Source organism: Massilia sp. UYP34, from assembly GCF_056279385.1.
The window spans coordinates 84,900-105,273 of record NZ_JBWBRF010000006.1 but is presented as its reverse complement, the minus strand read 5'-3'; the positions used below and the strand labels follow the sequence as shown (position 1 = coordinate 105,273).

The following is a 20,374-nucleotide window of genomic DNA, read 5'->3' as shown; positions in this document are numbered from 1 at the left end:
ACGGGTGCAGCGGCTCGATTTGGCCGTCCGGTTCGCGCTGGTCGGACAATCGCTCAGAACGCCGCCGCCCCGGCTGCGGCAGGGCCGGCGACCGCCGGGCGGCGCGACGCCGGCGCCCGCACGGCCGCCCTCGGCGCTGCGGCAGCCGGGGCGGCGGCGATCCGGAATACCGCCACTGCCTGCGCCAGCCGCGCCGCCTGCTCCTGCATCGCATTCGATGCGGCGGCGGTTTCCTCGACCAGGGCCGCGTTCTGCTGCGTGCCTTCGTCCATCTGCGCCACCGCCCCGTTGATCTGTTCGATGCCGTCGGTCTGCTCCCGGCTCGCCGCGCTGATCTCGGCCATGATGTCCGTCACCCGGCGCACGCTGTCGACGATCTCGTCCATCGTGGCGCCGGCCTCGGCCACCAGCCGGCTGCCATTGGCCACCTTGTCGCTCGAGTCGCCGATGAGCCCCTTGATTTCCTTGGCCGCCGCCGCCGAGCGCTGGGCCAGGTTGCGCACCTCGCTCGCCACCACGGCAAAGCCCCGGCCCTGCTCGCCGGCCCTGGCCGCTTCGACCGCGGCGTTCAGCGCCAGGAGATTGGTCTGGAAAGCGATGCCGTCGATGACGCCGATGATGTCGCCGATCTTGCTCGAAGACGCCTGGATCTCGTCCATCGTGCCGACCACCTGATGGATGACGTCGCCGCCGCGCGCGGCCACGCCGGACGCGGATGCGGCCAGCATGCTGGCCTGGCGCGCGTTGTCGGCGTTCTGGCGCACGGTCGAGGTCAGCTCTTCCATCGATGACGCGGTTTCTTCCAGCGCCGACGCCTGCTGTTCGGTACGGCTCGACAAGTCCAGGCTGCCGGCGGCGACCTGCTCGGCGGCGACCGCGATGGTGTCGGTGCCGGCGCGCACGGCGCCGACGGTGCGCGCCAGGCTTTCGTTCATGGTCTTCAGGGCCTGCAGCAGCTGACCCATTTCGTCGCGCGTGGTGACCTCGATGCGGCTGGTGAGGTCGCCCGCGGCCACGGTATTGGCCACTTCCAGCGCGCGCGCCACCGGCCGGGTGATCGACCGCGTGATCCACAGGGCGATGCCCGCAGCCAGCGCCAGCGCGAACAGGCCCAGGCCCCAGGTCTGGCGGATGGTGCTGCCGTAGGTCGCGGCCGCATCCTGCGCCGCCGCCTCGCTGAACTGTTTCTGCAGCGCCAGCTCGGCGCCGATGGCCTCTTTCAGGGCGCCCAGGCGCGGACGCAGCTCGTTGAGCAGATAAGCCCTGGCCTGCGCGTCCTCGCCGGCCTGGATCAGCTTGACCAGCTCGTCGGCGCCGGCCAGATAGCTGGCGCTGGCCGTTTCCATGCGGCGCAGGATGCCGATCGAGGCGGCATGCGCCAGCAGGGTCGGCTCGATCTCGACCAGGGTGGTGGTCATCACCTTGCGCGCGTCCTCGATCGCCCCGACCTGCAGCCGGCGGTCGACCGGATCGTCGTTGAGCATCATATTGCGCACGGCGATGGCGATGATGCTGATCTGGGCATCGATCCGGTTGCTCATCTCGATGGCCGGGATGCGGTGTTCGACGATCTCCCTGGTGCCGTTGTTCAGGCGCAGGATGGAGGCATTGCTCAGGGCGCTGATCAGCACCAGCATCAGGCTGACGGCGCCGAAACCCAGCGCCAGGCGCTTGCCGATACCCAGGTTTGCTAACTTCATGGTCGTACTCCTCATTTCCATTCTATTAATAGATATTTCCAAATGGAAATTAGAGTACGTTCAAGTTCTTGCTATGACGATGTGTGCACGCTAACGAATCGGGGATATCCGCCTGATCGAGCTATTTTCTGGACGATATGCAAGGTTTTTAGTAATGATTCATATCAAAACAGCAAAACGGCAAGCCAGGCTTGCCGTCGCGGCTGTCAATCCTCCGGCCTCAGAACGCTTCCCACTCCCCCGCCGCCTCCGTCGCCTTCGCCGTCGATGTCGCCGCAGCCGGGCGCGCACGTGGCTTGCCTGCGGCCAGTACCGGCCGCGCCGGCGGCGCCACCGGCGCCACCACCGGCCCCGCGCCCGCCGGCGACGCGTCCACCGCGGCGCTCGACGCCGCCAGCATCTGCGCGCCGTCGATCCGGAACACCGACACGGCCTGCGCCAGCAAGGTCGACTGCTCGCGCAGCGCCGCCGCCGCGGCCGCCGCCTCCTCGACCAGGGCCGCGTTCTGCTGCGTGCCCTCGTCCATCTGCGCCACCACCCCGTTGATCTGCTCGATGCCCTCGGTCTGCTCGTGGCTGGCGGAACTGATCTCGCCCATGATGTCGGTCACGCGGCGCACGCTGTCGACGATCTCCGCCATCGTGGCGCCGGCTTCGGCCACCAGGCGGCTGCCGCCGGCCACCTTGTCGCTCGAGTCGCCGATGAGCTGTTTGATCTCCTTGGCGGCCGCTGCCGAGCGCTGGGCCAGGTTGCGCACCTCGCTCGCCACCACGGCAAAGCCCCGGCCCTGCTCGCCGGCCCTGGCCGCTTCGACCGCCGCGTTGAGCGCCAGGATATTGGTCTGGAAGGCGATGCCGTCGATGACGCCGATGATGTCATTGATCTTGCTTGATGAAGCGTTGATCGCGTCCATGGTGCCCACCACCTGCTCGATCACGGCGCCGCCGCGGGCCGCCACGTTCGATGCGGCCGTGGCCAGCACATTGGCCTGGCGCGCATTGTCGGCGTTCTGGCGCACGGTCGACGTCAGCTCTTCCATCGAGGACGCCGCTTCTTCCAGCGCCGATGCCTGCTGCTCGGTGCGGCCCGACAGGTCCTGGCTGCCCACCGCCACCTGGCCGGCGGCCACCGCGATGGTGTCGGTGCCGACGCGCACGGCGCCGACGGTGCGCGCCAGGCTCTCGTTCATGCTCTTCAGGGCCTGCAGCAGCTGGCCGGTCTCGTCGCGCGCGGTGACCTCGATGCGGCTGGTCAGGTCGCCCGCGGCCACGGTATTGGCAATCTGGAGCGCACGGCCCAGGGGCTCGGTGATGGAACGGGTGATCCGCCACGCCACCAGGGCCGCCAGCGCCAGCGCGGCGCCGCCCAGGCCCCACATCAGCATGCTGGTGCTGCGGTAGGTGGCATCGGCATCGCGCGCCGCCTGGGTGGCGATCTCGTTCTGCAGCGCGATCTGTTCGCCGGTCGCCTGCTTGAGCCGCCGCACCAGCGGACGCAAGTCGTCCGCCAGCAGCGCGTGCGCCGCCTCCATGTCGCCGGCGGCGATATGCTTGATCATTGCATCCTGGCCCGCCTTGTATGACACGACTTCCTTGTTCATCTGTTCGAGCAGCTCGACCGCTTTCGGGTTGGTCAGCGCATCCTTCATCTGGGCCAGGATTTCGTCGATTGCCTTGCGCGACGTTATGATGACATCCACCTGGCGCGCATGGTCGGCCGCGTCGCTGCTCAGCATCATATTGCGCACGGCGATCGCGATATCGCTGACCTCCATCTGCATCCTGTTGGTGAGCTCGATGCGCGGCATCCGGCCGTTGACGATCTCGTCGGTGCCGGCATTGATCCGGCCCAGCATTGCATTACTCATCACGATCATCACCACCAGCATGGCACAGATCACGCCATAGCCCAGGGCGAGCCGTTTTCCGATATTCAGGTGTGCAAGTGTCATGTCGGTTCCCTTTCAGGCAGCGCGCGGCAGCTCTGCCACCAGCCCGAGCTCGTCGGACTGCATCAGTTTGTCGATATCGAGCAGGATCAGCATCCGCTCGTCCACGGTGCCCAGGCCAAGCAGGCAGTTGCCGTCCAGCGTGGCCTGCATCTCGGGGGCGGGCCGGATCTGCTCCGGGCTCAGGGTGACCACGTCCGAGACGCTGTCGACCACCATGCCGATCACGTGGTGCTCGATGTTGAGGATGATCACGACGGTGAACGCGTCATACACCGCGGCGCCGATGCCGAACTTCAGGCGCATGTCGACGATCGGAACAATGGCGCCGCGCAGGTTGATGATGCCTTTCAGGTGCGCCGGCGCGCTGGCCAGCCGCGTGGGCGCTTCGTAGCCGCGGATTTCCTGCACCTTCAGGATGCTGATCGCGTACTCTTCCTTTCCGAGGCGGAAAGACAGCACTTCGTTCTCGTTGCTCGTTTCCATATCGTTTCCCGTCCAATGGTTGCTGCGTCAATAAATTTCTCAACGGAAATACGTTACTGACGCCGCTTGCGGCTGTCGATGGACAAGTGTCAATACCCGTGAAATTCGTTCTAATTTAGGTTTAACTATGGCGTGATAGCAACGATTTTGAACAGGCTTTCCAACTCAGTGCCATACCAGTTGGCATAAATTGTGCTTCGGAAATAAAATTTCTCCGCACTGCGATCCGGTGCGCCACCTACCCAACCAGGAGCCATCATGATCATCCGCCGACTCGACCCGCGCGCCATCGCCGAGCGCAAGCCGCAACTGGCCACGCTGCTGCTCGACGCCGTCGCCGATGGCCATTCGCTGGGCTTTCTTAACGGACTCGACCAGGACCAGCTCGACGCCTATTGGCAGGCCGTGGCGGACGAGGTCGGCGCCGGGCGGCGCGTGCTGCTCGCGGCCGAGCGCGACGGCAACCTGGTCGGCAGCGCCCAGCTCGCGCTGTGCCTGAAACCGAACGGCAACAACCGCGCCGAGGTGCAGAAGGTGCTGGTGCATTGCACCGAGCGCCGCCGGGGCATCGGCACCGCCCTGATGCAGGCGCTCGAGATCGAGGCGCTGGCGCTGCGCCGCGGCCTGCTCTACCTCGACACGGCGGCCGGGTCCGAGGCCGAAGCGCTGTACCGCAAGACCGGCTACCAGCGGGTCGGCGAGCTGCCCGAATACGCCTGCACCCCGAACGGCCGCTGGCACGCGACGGTGATCTACTACAAGACACTGTTCAGCCGCAGCCGTCCCTGAGCCGCCGCTACCGCGCGACGATTGCGCGCCATCGTGCGCCGGCCATGAGCGACCGCGCCGGCCAGTGTGCCCGGGGAAGATTGCGCGTAGAATCGCCAGTTCAAAACTTCCGGAAAGCAATGTGATTGGCGCCTCCTCCATCATGACCCGCAGGCCGCTGCGGGCCTACCTGCTCTGGCTCGTCCTGGCGACCCTGCTGCCGGGCGTGGTCGGCGCCTCGCTGTTGTTCATCGATCAATACCGCAAGAGCCGCGCCCAGTACGAGCGCAATACCATGCAGACCGTGCGCGCGCTGGTGCACACGGTCGACAGCAAGCTGCTGCAGGCGCAGGCAATCGCCCAGACCCTGTCGACCCTCGACGCGCTGCAAAGCGCCGATTTCGCGCGCGCGCACCGCCAGGCGCGCAAAGCCCTGCGGCTGGCCGGCCCCGGCATGGGCGCCGTCCTGCGCGACCGCAGCGGGCAGCAGATCTTCAACACCAGCCTTCCCTATGGCGCCGGGCTCCCGGTCGGACGCGCGCAGCAGCTCGAGAGCGTGTTCGCCAGCGGCAAACCCTCGATTTCGAACGCGTTCACCAGCGCGGTAGGTAAGCGCCCCACCGTCAGCGTCAACGTTCCGGTGCTGGTCGACGGCCGCATCGCCTACGTGCTGAGCGTCGGCGTGCAGCCCGACTACTTCGACGACATGCTGTCGCCCAAGGCGGTGGCGGACGGCGCGCGCGCCTCGGTGATCGACGCCGCCGGCACCATCTTCGCGCGCAACCTCAGCCCGGAGCTGTTCGTCGGCAAGCGCGTCACCGATCCCCTGTACCGCGCCATCCTGAGCGCACCCGAAGGCATCGTGCCCTCGGTCTCGCAGGAAGGAACGACCCTGCTGACCTTCTACTCGCGCTCGCGCGCCACCGGCTGGCACGTGGCGATCGGCGTGCCGCGCGCGAACCTGAACGAGGCCATGTTCGAGCCGCTGGCGGCGCTCCTGACCGGCATCACCCTGCTGTTCGCGATCGGCCTGTGGCTGGCGTGGCAGATCGGCGGCCGGCTGGCCAGCGCGGTCCAGGGCCTGACGGCGCCGGCGGTGGCACTGGGCAAGGGCGAGGATCCCCCGCGCTTCGCCCATGCCTACGTCAAGGAGACGGCCGAGGTGGCCGAGGCGATCGGCGCCGCCTCGCGCCTGCTGGGCGAGCGCGCGCAGGCGCTGGCGGTCAAGGAGGCCGAGCTGCGCGACGCGCACCGGATGGCGCGCTTCGGCACCTGGCACCTGACGCTGGCCACCGGCGCGATCGAGACCTCGGAATCGGTGACTTACATCAGCGGGCGCGCGCTGCCGCCATTCGCGCAGCAGCGCGGCACCCTGCTGCCCGAGGACTCATGGGATCGGCTTGACGCCCTGCTGCGCGAGCTGGAGCGCGACGGCGGCAATGGCCGCCTGCAGATGCAGGTGCTGCACGCCGACGGCCACCGCATCTGGATCGACCTGCACTGCGAAGCGGTGCTCGACGCCGACGGCCGCGTGACGGCCTTGCGCGGCACCATCCAGGACGTCACCGACCGCGTCAACGCCGAGGAAGGCTTGCGCGAGGCCGACCGCCGCAAGAACGAATTCCTGGCCATGCTGGCGCACGAACTGAGAAATCCCCTGGCGCCGATCGCCTCGGGCGCCCAGCTGCTGGGCCGGGACGGCCTGGATCCGGCGCGCACGCGCCAGATCAGCGGCATCATCGCGCGCCAGGCGCGCCACATGGCCGGCCTGGTCGACGACCTGCTGGACGTCTCGCGCGTCACGCGCGGCCTGGTGGCGCTGTCGAAGGTCCGCATCGACGTCAACGAGGTGGTGCTCGAGGCGCTGGAACAGGTGGGCGAGCCGCTGCGCCAGAAGCGGCACCACCTGGAGACCGCGCTGCTGCCGGCGCCGGCCTGGGTGATGGGCGACCGCAAGCGCCTGGTGCAGGTGGTCGGCAACCTGCTGCACAACGCGGTCAAGTTCACCGCCGCCGGCGGGCGCATCGCGGTGGCGCTCGAACTCGATGAAACGACACTGCGCATCGTCGTCGCCGACAACGGCATCGGCATGCTGCCGCACGAGCTGGAGCGCGCCTTCGAGATGTTCGTGCAGGGCGAGCGCACGCCGGACCGCACCCAGGGCGGCCTGGGCATCGGGCTGGCGCTGGTGCGCAGCCTGGTCCTGCTGCACGGCGGCAGCGTGGCGGTGCAGAGTGCCGGCCAGGGCCAGGGCAGCACCTTCACGGTGACCCTGCCGCGCTGCGCCGGGCGCAACGCCGGCGCGCCTGGCGCCGGCCCTGGCGCGGCGCGGGTGGAAGCGGCGCGCGCGCTGAGGGTGCTGGTGGTGGACGACAACGTCGACGCGGCCCAGGTGCTGGCGCTGTACGTCGGCGCCGCCGGCCACGAAGTCGCGCTCGAGCACGACCCGTTCGCGGCGCTGGCGCGCGCCGAGGCGTTCGCACCCGACGCCTGCCTGCTCGACATCGGCCTGCCCGGCATGGACGGACTCGAACTGGCGCGCCGCCTGCGCGCGCAGCCGGCCAGCGCCGGCGCGCTGCTGGTGGCGGTCACCGGCTATGGCCAGGCCGAGGATCGCGAAGCCAGCCGCCGCGCCGGTTTCGACCATCACCTGGTCAAGCCGCTCGACATGGCCGAGCTGGAACGGATCCTGGCGGCAGTCGGCGGCGCCGCGGCGGCCTAGCTCAGCGCTTCACATTCAGCGCTTCAATTCAGCGCTTCACGCTGCCGAAGGCTTCGCCCTTGTTCCAGGTCGGCATGGCCGGCGCGTTGGCGACGGCGTAGCCGAGGTTGAGCGTGAACTGGGCCTGCTGCACCATGCCCGACAGGTCCCATTCCGGGACGTATTCGTCGGTGACCTGGTGGTAATGGTTCTTGAAGTCCTTCATCCGGGCGCTCGATGCTTGCTGGTTTTGCTCGAACTCGAAGTGGCCGTCGCCCGAGAACACGGCCGAACCGACGTTGAAGGCCGGGACGCCCGCCTTCGCGAAGGCGAAGTGGTCGGCGCGGAAGAAGGACCCCGACAGGTCGGGAACGGCCGGCGCGATCTTCAGGCCCATCGACTTCGCCACCTGCCGCGAGGTCTCGTACAGCGAGCTGCGCTCGGCGCCGGCCACGCCGATGTCCCTGGTGCGGCCCACGAAGTTCAGGCTGTCCAGGTTCAGGTCGGCGGCGGTCTGCGCCAGCGGCCACACCGGCTTGGCGACGTAGGCGGCGGCGCCCAGCAGGCCCTGCTCTTCGGCCGCCGGCCACAGGAAGATCTGGGTGCGCTTGGCCGGCTTCTTGACGGCTTCGGCCGCCATCGCCAGCAGCGCGGCGGTGCCCGAGGCGTTGTCGATCGCGCCGTTGTAGATGCGGTCGGCCTTGGGGTCGGCGCCCGGTTTCGCTTCTGCCACGCCCAAGTGATCCCAGTGCGAAGAATAAATGACGGCCTGCTCCTTCAGCTTCGGGTCGCTGCCGGGCACGATGCCGACCACGTTGAACTGGTCCACCGGACGGATGGTCGAGCGCAGCGCGACCTTCGCGGCCACCTTCAGGTCGACCGGGCGGAAATCGCGCCGCTCGGCCTGGGCGCGCAGCTGGTCGAGGTCATGGCCGCCGGCGGCGAACAGTTCGCGCGCGGTGTCTTCGTGCAGCCAGCCTTCCATCGGGTTGCCGTTGCCCTTGAGGCCGAAGCGCTCGTTGCCGAAGCCGTTGGCCGGCACGCTCCACGGGTACGAGGCCGACCGCGTGGTATGGATCAACAGCACGCCGGCGGCGCCGCGGCGCGCGGCTTCCTCGTATTTATAGACCCAGCGGCCGTACCAGGTATAGGCCTTGCCGGCGAAGCGGTTCGGTTCTTCGGCGGTGGGCTGGGGATCGTCGACCATCATGACCAGGATCTTGCCCTTGGCGTCCAGACCCTTGTAGTCGTCCCAGTTTTCCTCGGGCGCGGCGGCGCCGTAGCCGACGAAGACCAGCGGCGCGTCGAACGCCACGTTCTCTTTTCCGCTCCTGGTGCCCATCACGATGCCCTTGCCGAGTTCCGGCTCGATGGTCTTGCCGCCGGCGCTGAAGACCGCGCTGCCCTCGAGCAGCTTGCTGCCCTCGATCTCGACCTTCTGGCGATAGCCGCCGCCGGGGATTGGCTTCAGGCCGATCAGGGCGGCCTGGGTCTCGAGGTAGCGCACCGTCAGGTCGCCGCCGCGCTGGCCGGTGCCGCGGCCCTCGAGCAGGTCATCGGCCAGGAACGACATGTGCGCGCGCAGCGCGGTTTCCGATATGGCGGACGGTTGCTGGGCGTGCGCCGCTTGTGACAAGGCGAGGATGGCGGCGCCGGCGGCCAGGGCGAGGGGATGAAGTCGCATCGAAGTTCCGTGACAGTGTGGTGAAAAAAACCATCTTAAACCAACAGGGCCTTATACTGTCGGTCACTCTGCAATGACGCCAGGAGAAAGCATATGCCGGTATCCCGCCGCACGGCGATCGCAGGGTTGGCGATTACACCATTGGCCATCACCCCATTGGCCGTCACGCCGCTGTCCGGCGCGTACGCCGGCCCCGCCACCACCACCATCGATATGGAGCAGCCCAGGATGTACGGTTTGATTGGAAAAATGCGCGCCCAGCCGGGCCAGCGCGACGCACTCATCGCCCTCCTGCTGGACGGCACCGCCGGCATGCCCGGCTGCCTGGCCTACGTGATCGCGAAAGACGCGCAGGATGCCGACGCGATCTGGATCACCGAGACCTGGAAAGACCAGGCCAGCCACAAGGCTTCGCTGTCGCTGCCGTCGGTGCAGGCCGCCATCGCCAAAGGCCGGCCGCTGATCGCCGGCTTCGCCGAACGGTTCGAGACCGAACCGGTTGGCGGCCACGGACTGGCGCGCTGAGCCCTCCACACACTCACTGCCCCAGCCGGAGCCGGTAGCCCACGCCGGGTTCGGTGGGCAGGTGGCGCGGCTGGGCTGGATCGGCGTCGAGCTTGTGGCGCGGCTCGCGGCTGCCTTTTGAAAAGGGCTCAGCGCGCCGGCTGCGCGCGCAGCCAGTCCATGTACTTCGCCACGCCGCTCGCCACATCGGTGAACGGCTCGTCGTAGCCGGCCGCGCGCAGCGCCGCGATGTCGGCCTGGGTGAAGCTCTGGTACTTGCCCTTGAGCTTGTCGGGGAACGGCAGGTATTCGAGCAGGCCCCCGTCGATGATCTGCTGCAGCGACAGCGCCGGCTTGCCTTCATTGGCCAGGGCGTTGACGGTGGCCACCGCGAGGTCGTTGAACGGCTGCGCGCGGCCGGTGCCGAGGTTGAAGATGCCGCGCTTGTCCGGGTGATCGAGGAAGAACAGGTTGACCTTGACCACGTCTTCCACGTAGATGAAATCGCGCATCTGGGCGCCGGCCTGATAGCCTTCGTTGGCGCCGAACAGCCTGACCTTGCCGTCCTTGAGGAACTGGTGATACTGGTGGAACGGCACCGACGCCATCGTACCCTTGTGCCCTTCGAGCGGACCGTAGACGTTGAAGTAGCGCAGGCCGACCACCTGGCTGCCGGCGTCCTGGCCCTTGGCCTGCCAGTAGCGGCGCAGGTACTGGTCGAACAGGAATTTCGAGTAGCCGTAGACGTTGAGCGGACGTTCGAGCGGGCGCTCCTCGCGGAACACGGTGCCGGCGCCGTAGACGGCGGCCGACGAGGCATAGATGAAGGGGATGCCCTGGCGCTGGCAGAATTCGAACAGGGCGACCGTGTAGTCGTAATTGTTCTTCATCATGTAGCGGCCGTCGGTCTCCATCGTGTTGGAGCAGGCGCCCTGGTGCAGCACGGCGGTGAACTTGTTGTCGAATTCGCCCGCCTTCAGGCGCACCAGGAAGTCTTCCTTGTCGGCATAGTCGGCGATCTCGGCGTCGACGATGTTGTGGAACTTCTCGGGACGCGACATATTGTCGACGGCGAAGACGCTGAACGGCTCGCGCTGCGACAGCGCGTGCACGAGGTTCGCGCCGATGAAGCCTGCTGCGCCGGTAACCAGAATCATAATTAAGTCCTCTTCAATATCGTTGTGCCGCCGCTCCTGCCTTGGTTTAGGCGCCGGCAAGCATGGGTTGCAATGGCTGCCACACGTCAGCTGGAAGAATCTGCTTCATGCAGTTCTGGTGCCCCAGCGGGCATTCGCGCTGCTGGCAGGGCGAGCATTCGATGTGCAGCCACAGGATCTGCGCCAGCTGGGACAGCGGCGGCGTGTGGCGCGGGTCGGTGGGGCCATAGATCGCCACCAGCGGCCGCCCCAGGGCGGCGCCGATGTGCATCAGGCCCGAATCGTTGGTGACCACCGCGGCGGCGGCCGAGATCAATGCGATCGCTTCGCTCAGCGACGTCGAGCCGGCCAGGTTGTGCGCCTGCGGCACGATGGCCGTGATCTCGTCGCATACCGCGCGGTCCTTGGGGGAACCGAGCAGCAGGATCTGCGCGTCCGGGCGGTTGGCCAGGATGGTCCGGGCCAGTTCGGCGAAATAAGTCGCCGGCCAGCGCTTGGCCGGGCCGAATTCGGCGCCCGGCGCGAAGGCGACGAAGACGCCGGCCGGCAGCTGGAGGCGCGCGATCGCAGCCTCGGCTTCGCCCGCGGCGACCGTCATGACCGGTTCCGGCAGGCGTTCCGGGCGCGGCAGGTGTCGTACCGGCGCGTCGGCCAGCGCCTGGTAGAACTGGGCCATCGGGCGCGGCGCCTGTTTGTCGTCGTGGTGCATCACGTTGACCAGGCCGTAGCGCATCTCGCCCTTGTAGCCAACCCGTTTCGGGATTCCGGCCAGCCAGGGGATGAGCGCGAATTTCAGGGTATTGGGCAGCACATAGGAGTCGGCATAGCCGCGCGCCTCGAGCATCCTGGCGAAGGCCTTGCGCTCCTTCCACTGCAGCGCACCGTGCTTGAACGGCGACTCGATCACGGTGTCGACTTCCGCCATCGCGCGCCAGACCGGCGCCACCCAGGTCGGGGCCAGCACGTCGATCGGCCTCCCCGGCGCCAGCTCCTTGAGCCGGCGCAGCAGCGGCTGGGCCATCACGGCGTCGCCGATCCAGTTCGGGGAAATCACAAGGGTGCGCAACATGGTGTTCTTCAGGTGGTGTGCCAACCCACGATTATAGCAATCGCGGCCGATTCAGCATTCCTCGAGGCGCCAGCCGCCGTCCAGCGCGCACAAGCGGTGGGTCAGCCCGATGCGCTCCAGGAACACGCGGTCGTGCGACACCACCACCAGTGCGCCCTGGTATCCGCTGAGCATCGCCTCCAGCGCCGCCAGCGACGCCAGGTCGAGGTGGTTGCTCGGCTCATCCAGCAGCAGCAGCGCCGGCGGCGTGTCGGCATACAGCGCGCAGGCCAGGGCCGCCTTCAGGCGCTCGCCGCCGCTCAGCAGGCCGGCCGGCCGGGTGATCGCGCACGCATCCAGGCCCAGCTGGACCAGCCAGGTGCGCAGCATGTCCTGCCCGGCGCTGCGGTTCACGTCCAGCAGTTGGTCGAGCGTCGAACGGCGCGGATCAAGGCTGCCCAGCTGCTGGTCCAGCCAGGCGACGTGCGCCGGCAGGCGACGCTCGCCCGCAAGCGGATCGAGCCGTCCTGCCAGTACCTTGAGCAGGGTCGACTTGCCGCTGCCGTTCGGGCCGACCAGGCCCACCCGCTGGCGCCCCGTCAGGCTCACGCTGATGCGCTCCAGCGGCGCGGCCACCCAGGGCAGCACGACCTGTTCCAGGCGCGCCACGCGGCGCTGGCCCGCGCCGTCGACTGCCGCCGCGTGGATGCGCACGGCGGCGTCGGCGGCGACCCGATCAAAGGCGTCGCGCACGCGCCCGGCCTGCTCCGCACGCGCGGCCTCGTGTTGCTGGCGCAGGCGGCCGGCGCTGCCCTCGCTGCGGTCCTTGCCGCGGCCGAGCAGGATCGCGGCCTGGTTGGCCTGCCTGGCGTCGCGGTTGCCTCGCGCCTGGCGCCGGTCCTGGCGTTCGCGCTGCGCGCGGCGCGCGGCTTCGTCGCGGCGCCATTCCTGGCGCGCATGATCGAGCGCGCCCTGCGCCGCTCCCTGCTCGTGGCGGCGCGCCTCCTCGTAGAACGCGTAGTTGCCGCCGTAACTGCGCAGGCCCTCGCTGGACAGCTCGACGATGCAGTCCATCGCGTCCAGCAGCGCGCGGTCGTGGCTGATCACCAGCAGGCCTTTGGGCCATGCCTGCAGCTGCTGCACCAGCGCCGCGCGGCCCGCTGCATCGAGGTGGTTGCTCGGCTCGTCGAGAATCAGGAAGTCGGGATCGAACAGCGTGGCGCCGATCAGCGCCACCCGCATCGCCTCGCCGCCGCTGAGCGCGGCCACCGGCGTGTCGGGGTCGAGGTGCGGCAGGCCATGCGCCTGGCATGCCTGGCGCAGGCGGGCGGCGATGTCCCAGTGCTCGCCCACGGCATCGAAATCATGCGGGTCCACGCTGCCGGCCTCGATGCGCGCCAGCGCGTGCGTGATCGGCGCGACGCCAGCCAGCCCGGCCACCGAGTCCGCCCCGCCACTGCCGGCCTGCTGCGAGAGAAAGGACACGCGCCCGCTGCGCAGGCAGCGTCCGCTCGTGGGCGCCAGCTCGCCGGCCAGCACGCGCGCCAGCATCGACTTGCCCACGCCATTGCGTCCCACCAGGCCGGTGTGGCGCAGGTCGAACTGATGATGCAGGTCTGAAAACAGGATTCTGCCGTCGGGCAGAGACAGGGAAACGCCGTCGAGCGCCAGAATGGGATGCGTCATATGCAAGACTCCAAGGATGCCTGGACACTTCCGCAGCCATGCCGGGAAGACCGAGAAAAAATGGCATCGATGAGGTATTACACGCGCGCGCTCCTTGGGAAATGACAGCCAATGGTAGCAGGATCGGGGCGGCAGGCCAATTGCCCACCCGTGCACGCCGCCGCATCGGCAAGGCAATAATTTTCACATGCACAGGCTCCGGACAACCCGAACGCCGTATGGCTGGGCCGTGCTCCTGGCGTTCCTGTTCGTTCTGTTCGTGCCTGCGGTATCCCATGCGTTGGCCCAGGCCACCCGGCAACCGGCGGCTCTGCAGCGCCGCGGCTTCGGCAGCGGCTCAGCGCCGGCTCGGGCGCACGCTCGGACGCAGTCAGCGCGCGGCCAGCAGCGCGCCCAGGCGGGCCATGTCGACCGGCTTGACCAGGTGATGGTCGAAACCGGCGGCTTCCGAGCGCCGTCGGTCCTGTTCCTGGCCATACCCCGTGACCGCGACGATCAGGCTGCCCGCGGTGTTCGGCCGCGCGCGCAGCTCGCGCGCCAGGCCGTAGCCGTCCATCCCGGGCAAGCCGATGTCGAGCAGGCAGACGCCGGGCGCCCATTCGCCCGCACGCGCGAGCGCCCCGCGCCAATCATGCTCGATCGCGACCTCGTGCCCGGACGCCTCGAGCAGCATGCCCAGCATCGCGGCCGCATCGGCATTGTCGTCGACGATCAGGATGCGTTGCGGCGCGCCGGCGGACAGGGCCGGCGCCGGCGCCGGCTCGTCAAGACCGGCCTGCGCCGCCGCGCGCGGCGGGCGGATCGTGAAGGTGCTGCCGGCTCCGGGGCCGGCGCTTGCGGCTTCGACCGCGCCGCCATGCAGTTCGACCAGGCTTTTGACCAGGGCCAGGCCCAGCCCGAGCCCGCCCATGGAGCGGTCGGACGTGCGCTCGCCCTGGCTGAACAGATCGAACGCCCTGGCCACGAGTTCGGGCGTCATGCCGATGCCGTCGTCGACGACCTGCACCTTGACCCTGGCGCCTTCCAGGCTGGTGATCAACTCGATGCGCCCGCCATCGTCGCTGTACTTGGCCGCGTTGGCGAGGATGTTGACGAACACCTGCACCAGGCGCTTCCTGTCGCCCACGACCCGCGTCGGCGCGGGCGCCAGCGACAGCACCAGCCGGTGCCGGCGCGCCTCGACCAGCGGCGTCACCTGCTCCACCGCGTCGGCGACGATCTGGCGCACGTCGAGCAAGGTGTCGTCGAGTTCCACCAGGCCGCGGGTGACGCGCGACACGTCGAGCAGGTCGTCGATCAGGTGCGTCATGTGCGCCACCTGGCGCCCGATGATGCGGCTGGTCTCGCGCACGCGGCTCTCGTCCGGCTTCATCATCTGCAGCAGTTGCGCCGCCGCGCCGATCGGCGCCAGCGGATTGCGCAGCTCGTGCGCCAGCATCGCCAGGAATTCGTCCTTGCGGCGGTCCGCATCCTGCAGCCGTTCCACCAGCTTGCGGTCGGCGATGTCGAGCACGACGGCGACGATGCCGGTCGCTTCGCTGGCGGCGCCGGCCCGCACCAGCGACACCGCCTTGCTGGCCCAGGTCATGCGGCCGTCGGCGCGCAGGTAGCGGTTCTCGACCATGAAGGGCGCACCCGTGTCGCGCAGCCGGTGCAGCAAGGCGCGCTCCTCGGCGACGTCGTCGGGGCACAGCAGGTCGGTCATTGCCATGCCGATCAGCCGCGCGCGCGGATAGCCGGCCAGCGCGCAATAGCGGTCGTTGACGCGCACCAGGCGCCCGTCCATGCCGGCTTCGGCAATGCCCGCGGCCTCTTGCTCGAACAGCGTGGCCAGGTGGGCCTGGCTCTCGCGCAGGGCGGCGCGACCGCGCTCGGTCTCGATCTCGGTCTGCAGCGCCTGCTCGCGCGCGGCCGCCTCGCGCCGGACGCGCGCCAGCGCGATCGCCCCGCCCACGCGCGCAACCAGCTCGCGCGCACTGAACGGCTTGACCATGTAGTCGTCGGCGCCGGCATCCAGGCCTTCCACGCGCGCTTCCTCGCCGGCGCGCGCGGACAGCAGAATCACGACCAGGCCGTCGGCGCCCGGCTCGGCGCGCAGCGCCTGCAGCAGGGCGAAGCCATCCATGTCGGGCATCATCACGTCGCTCAGCACCAGTTCGGGCAGCGCTCCGGCGCGCACCGCGGCCAGGGCCGCGACGCCGTTGGTCACCGCCTGCACCTGGTATCCGGCCTGCACCAGGATGCGCGACACGTAGCCGCGCATGTCGGCATTGTCGTCGGCGAGCAGGATGCGCGCGCCCTCGGCGCCGGGCTGCGCCGCGGCGTCGTGCGCGGCGGCGCCGTCGACCCATCCGAGCGCTTCCTCGACGAAGGCGCTGCTGCGCGCCGCGCCGCGCGCGGCGACCGACAGTTTTTCGGAAGGCAGGTGGGCGACCCCGAACGGCAGGCGCACGACGAAGCTGCTGCCCTGCCCTTCGCGGCTGGCCGCGTCGATCGTGCCGCCGTGCAGGCGCACCAGCTCGCGCACCAGCGACAGGCCGATGCCGGTGCCCTCGACCGAGCGCCCGCGCTGGCCGTCGACCCGGTGGAAACGTTCGAAGATCTTCGGCAGTTCGGCCGGCGCGATGCCGACGCCGCTATCGGCCACCTCGAGCTCGGCCTGGCCCCCGGCGGCGCGCACCGTCACCCGGATCGCGCCTTCGAGCGTGAACTTGAACGCGTTCGACAGCAGGTTCAGGACGATCTTTTCCCACATGCCCTGGTCGACGTGCACCGGCGCCGGCAAGGGCGGACAATCGACCACCAGCGCCAGGCCCGCGCGCATGCAGGCCGAACGGAACGAGCTGGCCAGGTCGGCCGAGAGCGCGGCGAGGTCGGTCGGGACGAAGCGGGCGTCGTCGCGGCCGGCCTCGATGCGGCTGAAATCGAGCAGGCCGTTCACCAGGCGCAGCAGGCGCTGGCCGTTGCGCGCGACCAGTGTCAGCTGCTCGCGCAGGTCACGCTCGGCCGTCTCGAGCATGTCGCCGAGCGGCCCGAGCATCAGGGTGAGGGGCGTGCGCAGTTCGTGGCTGGCGTTCGAGAAGAACACGGTCTTGGCGCGGTCGATCTCGGCCAGCTGCTCGGCGCGCCGCTTTTCGGCGGCGTAGGCTTCGATATTCGTCACGGCGGTCGCCAGGTGCCCGGCGACCCGCTCGAACAGCGTGCCGTAGGCGCGGTTCATGCGCCGGCGCGGGCTCAGTGCCACCACCAGGAAGCCGAACGGGGCGTCGCGCCGGGTGCTCGGCACCGGCACCACGAGCGCCTCGTCGACCGGCTCGGGCCATGGCGTGCCCGCCAGCGGCGGGTCGAGCCGCGCCAGGCCGGCCACCGGCGCCGGCGCGCCGTCGCGCAAGGCGGCGGCGAACGGCCAGGGGGCGTCGTCGCCGATCGCGGCCTCCGCGGGCGCGAGTTCCGGCCGCACGATGCCGCCGGCGCCGGCCGCCAGGCGCAACGTGCCGGATGCGGCGTCGAACAGGTACATCAGCGCGAACGGCGCCTCCTCGGGCATGCCCGCCAGGGTATCGAGGGCGGCGCGGCACGCCTCGGCGGCATGGCGCGCCTGGGCCGCGCGCTCGGCGATCTCGCGCAGCAGGCGCTCGCGCCGCTCGGCCAGCACCCGGTCGGTGGTCTCGGTGACGGCGGTGAAGATGCCTTCCACCGTGCCGTCCTCGCCCCGGACCGGCGAGTAGCTGTAGTAAAAATAGCACTCCTCGACGTAGCCGTAGCGGTTCAGCGGCAGCAATTGGTCTTCGGACCACGTCGCCTCGCCGGTATCCATCACGTGGTCGAACATGGGACCGATGATGTCCCAGATCTCGGCCCACACTTCCACGCCCGGCCGGCCGAGGGCCCAGGGATGTTTCTGTCCCGGCACCGGCGCCCAGGCGTCGTTGTAGATCAGGGCGCGCGTTTCGCCCCAATACAGCACCATGGGAAAGCGCGAGCCGAGGCAGATGCTGACCGCCGAGCGCAGCGCCGTCGACCAGGTGTCGATCGGACCGAACGGGGTGGTCGACCAGTCCTTCTCGCGGATCAGCGTGGCCATCTGGCCGGGGAACGTCAGGAAGGGATGGACGGGCGTGCTCGGCATGGGCAGGGAGTGTATGCGGCGAGAACCTGCGGTACACGCCGACGGTCGCGATTGAAGATGCGGCCGCAGTCTACCATGCAAACCTCAGCGCCCGCCGCCCGGCACGGCGGAGAACTCAGGGCATCGCCGCCGGCTTCACTGCCCCGCCGAACCGGCCGCATGGCGGCGGGCACGCGACTGGTCGCCGGCAGGCAGGCGGCCGACGTGGTTGATCCTGGCCAGGCGCAGGAAGGCCAGCGCGCGCAGCACCAGGTAGCCGGAATCGAACTCCCACCACTTCATCGACAGCTTGGCCGAGGCCGGGTTGGCGTGGTGGTTGTTGTGCAGTTCGGCGCCGCCGAAGAGGATCCCGATCGGGAAGAAGTTGCGCGAATCTTCCTTGGTGTCGAAATTGCGGTAGCCGACCACGTGGAAGATGCCGTTGATGAAGCCCGACGCCCAGAACGGCAGGATCGACAGCTGGAACAGCCAGATCATGAAGCCGGTCACGGGGCCGAACACCAGCAGTTCGAGCGCCAGGAACACCAGCGCGCCACGGAAGCGGTGCCTGGTATACAGGTGCTCGTCCATCCAGTCTTCCCTGATGCCGACGCCATAGGCCTTGACCAGGTCGGCGTCGCGCGCCGCCTTGCGGTACAGCAGCGTGCCCTTGCCCAGGATCGTCCACAGGCCATGGATGCGCGGGCTGTGCGGATCTTCCACGGTATCGCACTTGGCATGGTGCTTGCGGTGCACCGCGACCCAGGTCTTGGCGGTGACGCCGTAGGTCGTCAGCCAGATCCACATGCGAAACAGCTGGCACAGGACCGGATGAAAGGTCACGGCGCGGTGGCTGCGCGAGCGGTGCAGATACAGCTCACTGGCGAAGACGGTCATGATGTACGACCCCGCCATGGTCAGCCCGACGCCCATGGGGCTGAGCTGGATGATTCCTTCAAACACGGCATTCCCCCTGTTGGTATATTGATCAGGGAAATGTCGCCCTGATATTGCATAGAGAATAACGTGCGCCGGAGCGGGCCAAATCGATGAAAAGAGCGGTATTTCCCCCTGTGTTTATCGTTCAGCTGGCTTTACGCTGACATGCACCAGGCATGGCTACTCGCCCATGCGGGCATGCACCAGGCGGCACCGCTGGAATTTCGTCATGCCAGCGCCTCGCCGAGCGATGCCGGAATGATACGATCAGGCGATCAGACCGCGCTGGCGCGCTTCGATGACCCATTGCGGGTATTCGTTCATCAGGAGATCGTACAGCGCGCCGTCGGAATGTTCGTCGGGCGAGGCTACCGAAAAAAAGTCGGCATTGTCGATCAGGCGGCCATCGAGTTCGTCCAGCTTTTCCAGGAATGGAAAGTCCGAGTCGGCGAAGTTGGCCAGGGCCTTGGCGCGCGACTTGCGGCCCTTGCCGATGCCCATGAACTGCCAGAAGATCGGCTCGCGGCTGGCCCAGCGCAGCTGGCGCTCGGTCAGCGGCTTGTCCGAGGTCGAGCCATCGGTCACGAACATCACGTACACCGGCACCTCGGCCTTGAGCGGAGCCTTGCGCTCGCCGCCCCCGCCGTCCGGGAAGTAATGCCGGCGCACCGCCTCGAGCGCGGCGCCGTAGCGGGTGTCGCCTTCGAGCGGATGCTTGTCGATGATGCGCTCGATATAGTTCGACCAGTTCGACAGGCCCATCGGCGCGCCGCGGTGCACGTTGCGGCCGAACAGGAAGACGTCGATCTCGCCGTCGTCGTCGAAGCGGCAGCCCAGCGCCAGGATGCGCTCGGCGAACTGCTGCACCAGGCCCTTGCGGTACAAGGCGCTCATCGAACCCGAGATGTCCAGCACCAGGCAGACCTTGGCCCGGTGCTGCGCCAGGCCGGCCTTCTCGAGCGACACCGCCGCCGACTTGACCAGGTTGACCAGCTGCGGCGCCGATTGCGCGACGCGCTTTTCCAGGTCGACAGCGGCGGCGCGCGGCGCGGCGGATGCCGGGGCCGAAACAGGGGCCGCAACAGGGACAGGAGCCGGTGATGCAGGCGGCGGCGTTTCATCGGCCACCGCGCCGCCGACATGCCGCACCAGGGCGTCCAGGCCGCCGTTGAAGCCCTGGCCGACCGCCATGAAGCGCCAGCCGCCGTCCTTGCGATACAGCTCGCCCAGCATGACCGCCCTTTCGCCGGTGAAGTCGCGGCCGGCGAAGTCGAAGCGCGCGATCTCGCCCTGCGCGCTCACCAGGCGCAGGCGCCCCGCCTGCAACTGCGACATCGGCGCGCCGTCGGTGCTGGCCACGATGCTGAGCCGTTCGACCCATGCCGGCAGGCTGGCAAGGCGAAAGGAAAAGCCCCCGGCATCAGGGCCGACGCTGGTTTGCGCCACGGCGCCGCACGGCGTCGCCGGCTGATTGAAGAAGGTCATGTAGCGCTCGTCGGCCAGCTTGCCGCCGGCGTCGAGCGCGAAGCAGGCAAAGTCCAGCGCCAGGCCCTGCGCCGACAGGCCGGCCTGCAGGACGCCGTCGGGCGCCAACTGCGCCAGCGGCAGGCGCTCGCCGCGTTGCAGCTGTTTCATGTCAACCTCC

General features: G+C 68.8%; 13 protein-coding genes. 3 read left to right on the top strand and 10 right to left on the bottom strand.

The window, feature by feature from the left end; translation table 11 throughout:
• Positions 1 to 53 precede the first annotated feature (53 nt).
• From ACZ9AQ_RS12335 to ACZ9AQ_RS12325, 3 genes are all read right to left on the bottom strand, one after another.
• Positions 54 to 1,700: a methyl-accepting chemotaxis protein gene (locus ACZ9AQ_RS12335; protein WP_429206423.1), complete on the bottom strand. Its 1,647-nt coding sequence runs from the start codon at positions 1,698 to 1,700 to the stop codon at positions 54 to 56.
• A 220-nt stretch (positions 1,701 to 1,920) separates the two neighbouring features.
• Positions 1,921 to 3,651: a methyl-accepting chemotaxis protein gene (locus ACZ9AQ_RS12330; protein ID WP_429206422.1), complete on the bottom strand. Its 1,731-nt coding sequence runs from the start codon at positions 3,649 to 3,651 to the stop codon at positions 1,921 to 1,923.
• Between the two features lie 12 nt (positions 3,652 to 3,663).
• Positions 3,664 to 4,134, bottom strand: a complete 471-nt coding sequence (locus ACZ9AQ_RS12325) for a chemotaxis protein CheW (RefSeq protein ID WP_429206421.1) — start codon at positions 4,132 to 4,134, stop codon at positions 3,664 to 3,666.
• A 258-nt stretch (positions 4,135 to 4,392) separates the two neighbouring features.
• On the opposite strand from ACZ9AQ_RS12325, the gene ACZ9AQ_RS12320 reads away from it, so the two are divergent.
• Complete coding sequence (locus ACZ9AQ_RS12320) at positions 4,393 to 4,923, top strand: GNAT family N-acetyltransferase (RefSeq protein WP_429206420.1); 531 nt, start codon at positions 4,393 to 4,395, stop codon at positions 4,921 to 4,923.
• 142 nt (positions 4,924 to 5,065) lie between these two features.
• A complete protein-coding gene (locus ACZ9AQ_RS12315; RefSeq protein WP_429206419.1) occupies positions 5,066 to 7,624 on the top strand; it encodes a hybrid sensor histidine kinase/response regulator in 2,559 nt (852 codons plus the stop codon).
• A 28-nt stretch (positions 7,625 to 7,652) separates the two neighbouring features.
• On the opposite strand, the gene ACZ9AQ_RS12310 is transcribed toward ACZ9AQ_RS12315, so the two are convergent.
• Positions 7,653 to 9,287, bottom strand: a complete 1,635-nt coding sequence (locus ACZ9AQ_RS12310) for a M28 family peptidase (protein WP_429206418.1) — start codon at positions 9,285 to 9,287, stop codon at positions 7,653 to 7,655.
• 93 nt (positions 9,288 to 9,380) lie between these two features.
• Here ACZ9AQ_RS12310 and ACZ9AQ_RS12305 point away from each other — a divergent pair, with 93 nt between their 5' ends.
• A complete protein-coding gene (locus ACZ9AQ_RS12305) occupies positions 9,381 to 9,812 on the top strand; it encodes a putative quinol monooxygenase (RefSeq protein WP_429206417.1) in 432 nt (143 codons plus the stop codon).
• 128 nt (positions 9,813 to 9,940) lie between these two features.
• Here the strand turns inward: ACZ9AQ_RS12305 and rfaD are convergent, their stop codons facing one another.
• From rfaD to ACZ9AQ_RS12275, 6 genes are all read right to left on the bottom strand, one after another.
• The gene (gene rfaD, locus ACZ9AQ_RS12300; RefSeq protein WP_429206428.1) at positions 9,941 to 10,951 is read right to left on the bottom strand and encodes an ADP-glyceromanno-heptose 6-epimerase; all 1,011 of its coding nucleotides are present in this window, start codon (positions 10,949 to 10,951) and stop codon (positions 9,941 to 9,943) included.
• Between the two features lie 43 nt (positions 10,952 to 10,994).
• A complete protein-coding gene (gene waaF, locus ACZ9AQ_RS12295; protein WP_429206416.1) occupies positions 10,995 to 12,017 on the bottom strand; it encodes a lipopolysaccharide heptosyltransferase II in 1,023 nt (340 codons plus the stop codon).
• A 51-nt stretch (positions 12,018 to 12,068) separates the two neighbouring features.
• On the bottom strand, positions 12,069 to 13,682 hold the full coding sequence (locus ACZ9AQ_RS12290) for an ABC-F family ATP-binding cassette domain-containing protein (RefSeq protein ID WP_429206415.1): 1,614 nt from the start codon (positions 13,680 to 13,682) through the stop codon (positions 12,069 to 12,071).
• 370 nt (positions 13,683 to 14,052) lie between these two features.
• Positions 14,053 to 17,811 carry an ATP-binding protein gene (locus ACZ9AQ_RS12285; protein WP_429206414.1) on the bottom strand — a complete coding sequence of 1,253 codons (3,759 nt, stop codon included), beginning with the start codon at positions 17,809 to 17,811 and terminating at the stop codon, positions 14,053 to 14,055.
• Between the two features lie 135 nt (positions 17,812 to 17,946).
• Positions 17,947 to 18,753, bottom strand: a complete 807-nt coding sequence (locus ACZ9AQ_RS12280) for a fatty acid desaturase (protein WP_429206413.1) — start codon at positions 18,751 to 18,753, stop codon at positions 17,947 to 17,949.
• A gap of 243 nt (positions 18,754 to 18,996) precedes the next feature.
• Complete coding sequence (locus tag ACZ9AQ_RS12275) at positions 18,997 to 20,364, bottom strand: VWA domain-containing protein (protein WP_429206412.1); 1,368 nt, start codon at positions 20,362 to 20,364, stop codon at positions 18,997 to 18,999.
• Positions 20,365 to 20,374 lie beyond the last annotated feature (10 nt).

Coding starts and splice junctions, on each gene's coding strand:
- ACZ9AQ_RS12310 (WP_429206418.1), bottom strand. CDS start 9,287: ATGCGACTTCATCCCCTCGCCCTGGCCGCCGGCGCCGCCATCCTCGCC.
- ACZ9AQ_RS12330 (WP_429206422.1), bottom strand. CDS start 3,651: ATGACACTTGCACACCTGAATATCGGAAAACGGCTCGCCCTGGGCTAT.
- ACZ9AQ_RS12275 (WP_429206412.1), bottom strand. CDS start 20,364: ATGAAACAGCTGCAACGCGGCGAGCGCCTGCCGCTGGCGCAGTTGGCG.
- waaF (WP_429206416.1), bottom strand. CDS start 12,017: ATGTTGCGCACCCTTGTGATTTCCCCGAACTGGATCGGCGACGCCGTG.
- ACZ9AQ_RS12305 (WP_429206417.1), top strand. CDS start 9,381: ATGCCGGTATCCCGCCGCACGGCGATCGCAGGGTTGGCGATTACACCA.
- ACZ9AQ_RS12285 (WP_429206414.1), bottom strand. CDS start 17,811: ATGCCGAGCACGCCCGTCCATCCCTTCCTGACGTTCCCCGGCCAGATG.
- ACZ9AQ_RS12315 (WP_429206419.1), top strand. CDS start 5,066: ATGACCCGCAGGCCGCTGCGGGCCTACCTGCTCTGGCTCGTCCTGGCG.
- ACZ9AQ_RS12325 (WP_429206421.1), bottom strand. CDS start 4,134: ATGGAAACGAGCAACGAGAACGAAGTGCTGTCTTTCCGCCTCGGAAAG.
- ACZ9AQ_RS12335 (WP_429206423.1), bottom strand. CDS start 1,700: ATGAAGTTAGCAAACCTGGGTATCGGCAAGCGCCTGGCGCTGGGTTTC.
- ACZ9AQ_RS12320 (WP_429206420.1), top strand. CDS start 4,393: ATGATCATCCGCCGACTCGACCCGCGCGCCATCGCCGAGCGCAAGCCG.
- ACZ9AQ_RS12290 (WP_429206415.1), bottom strand. CDS start 13,682: ATGACGCATCCCATTCTGGCGCTCGACGGCGTTTCCCTGTCTCTGCCC.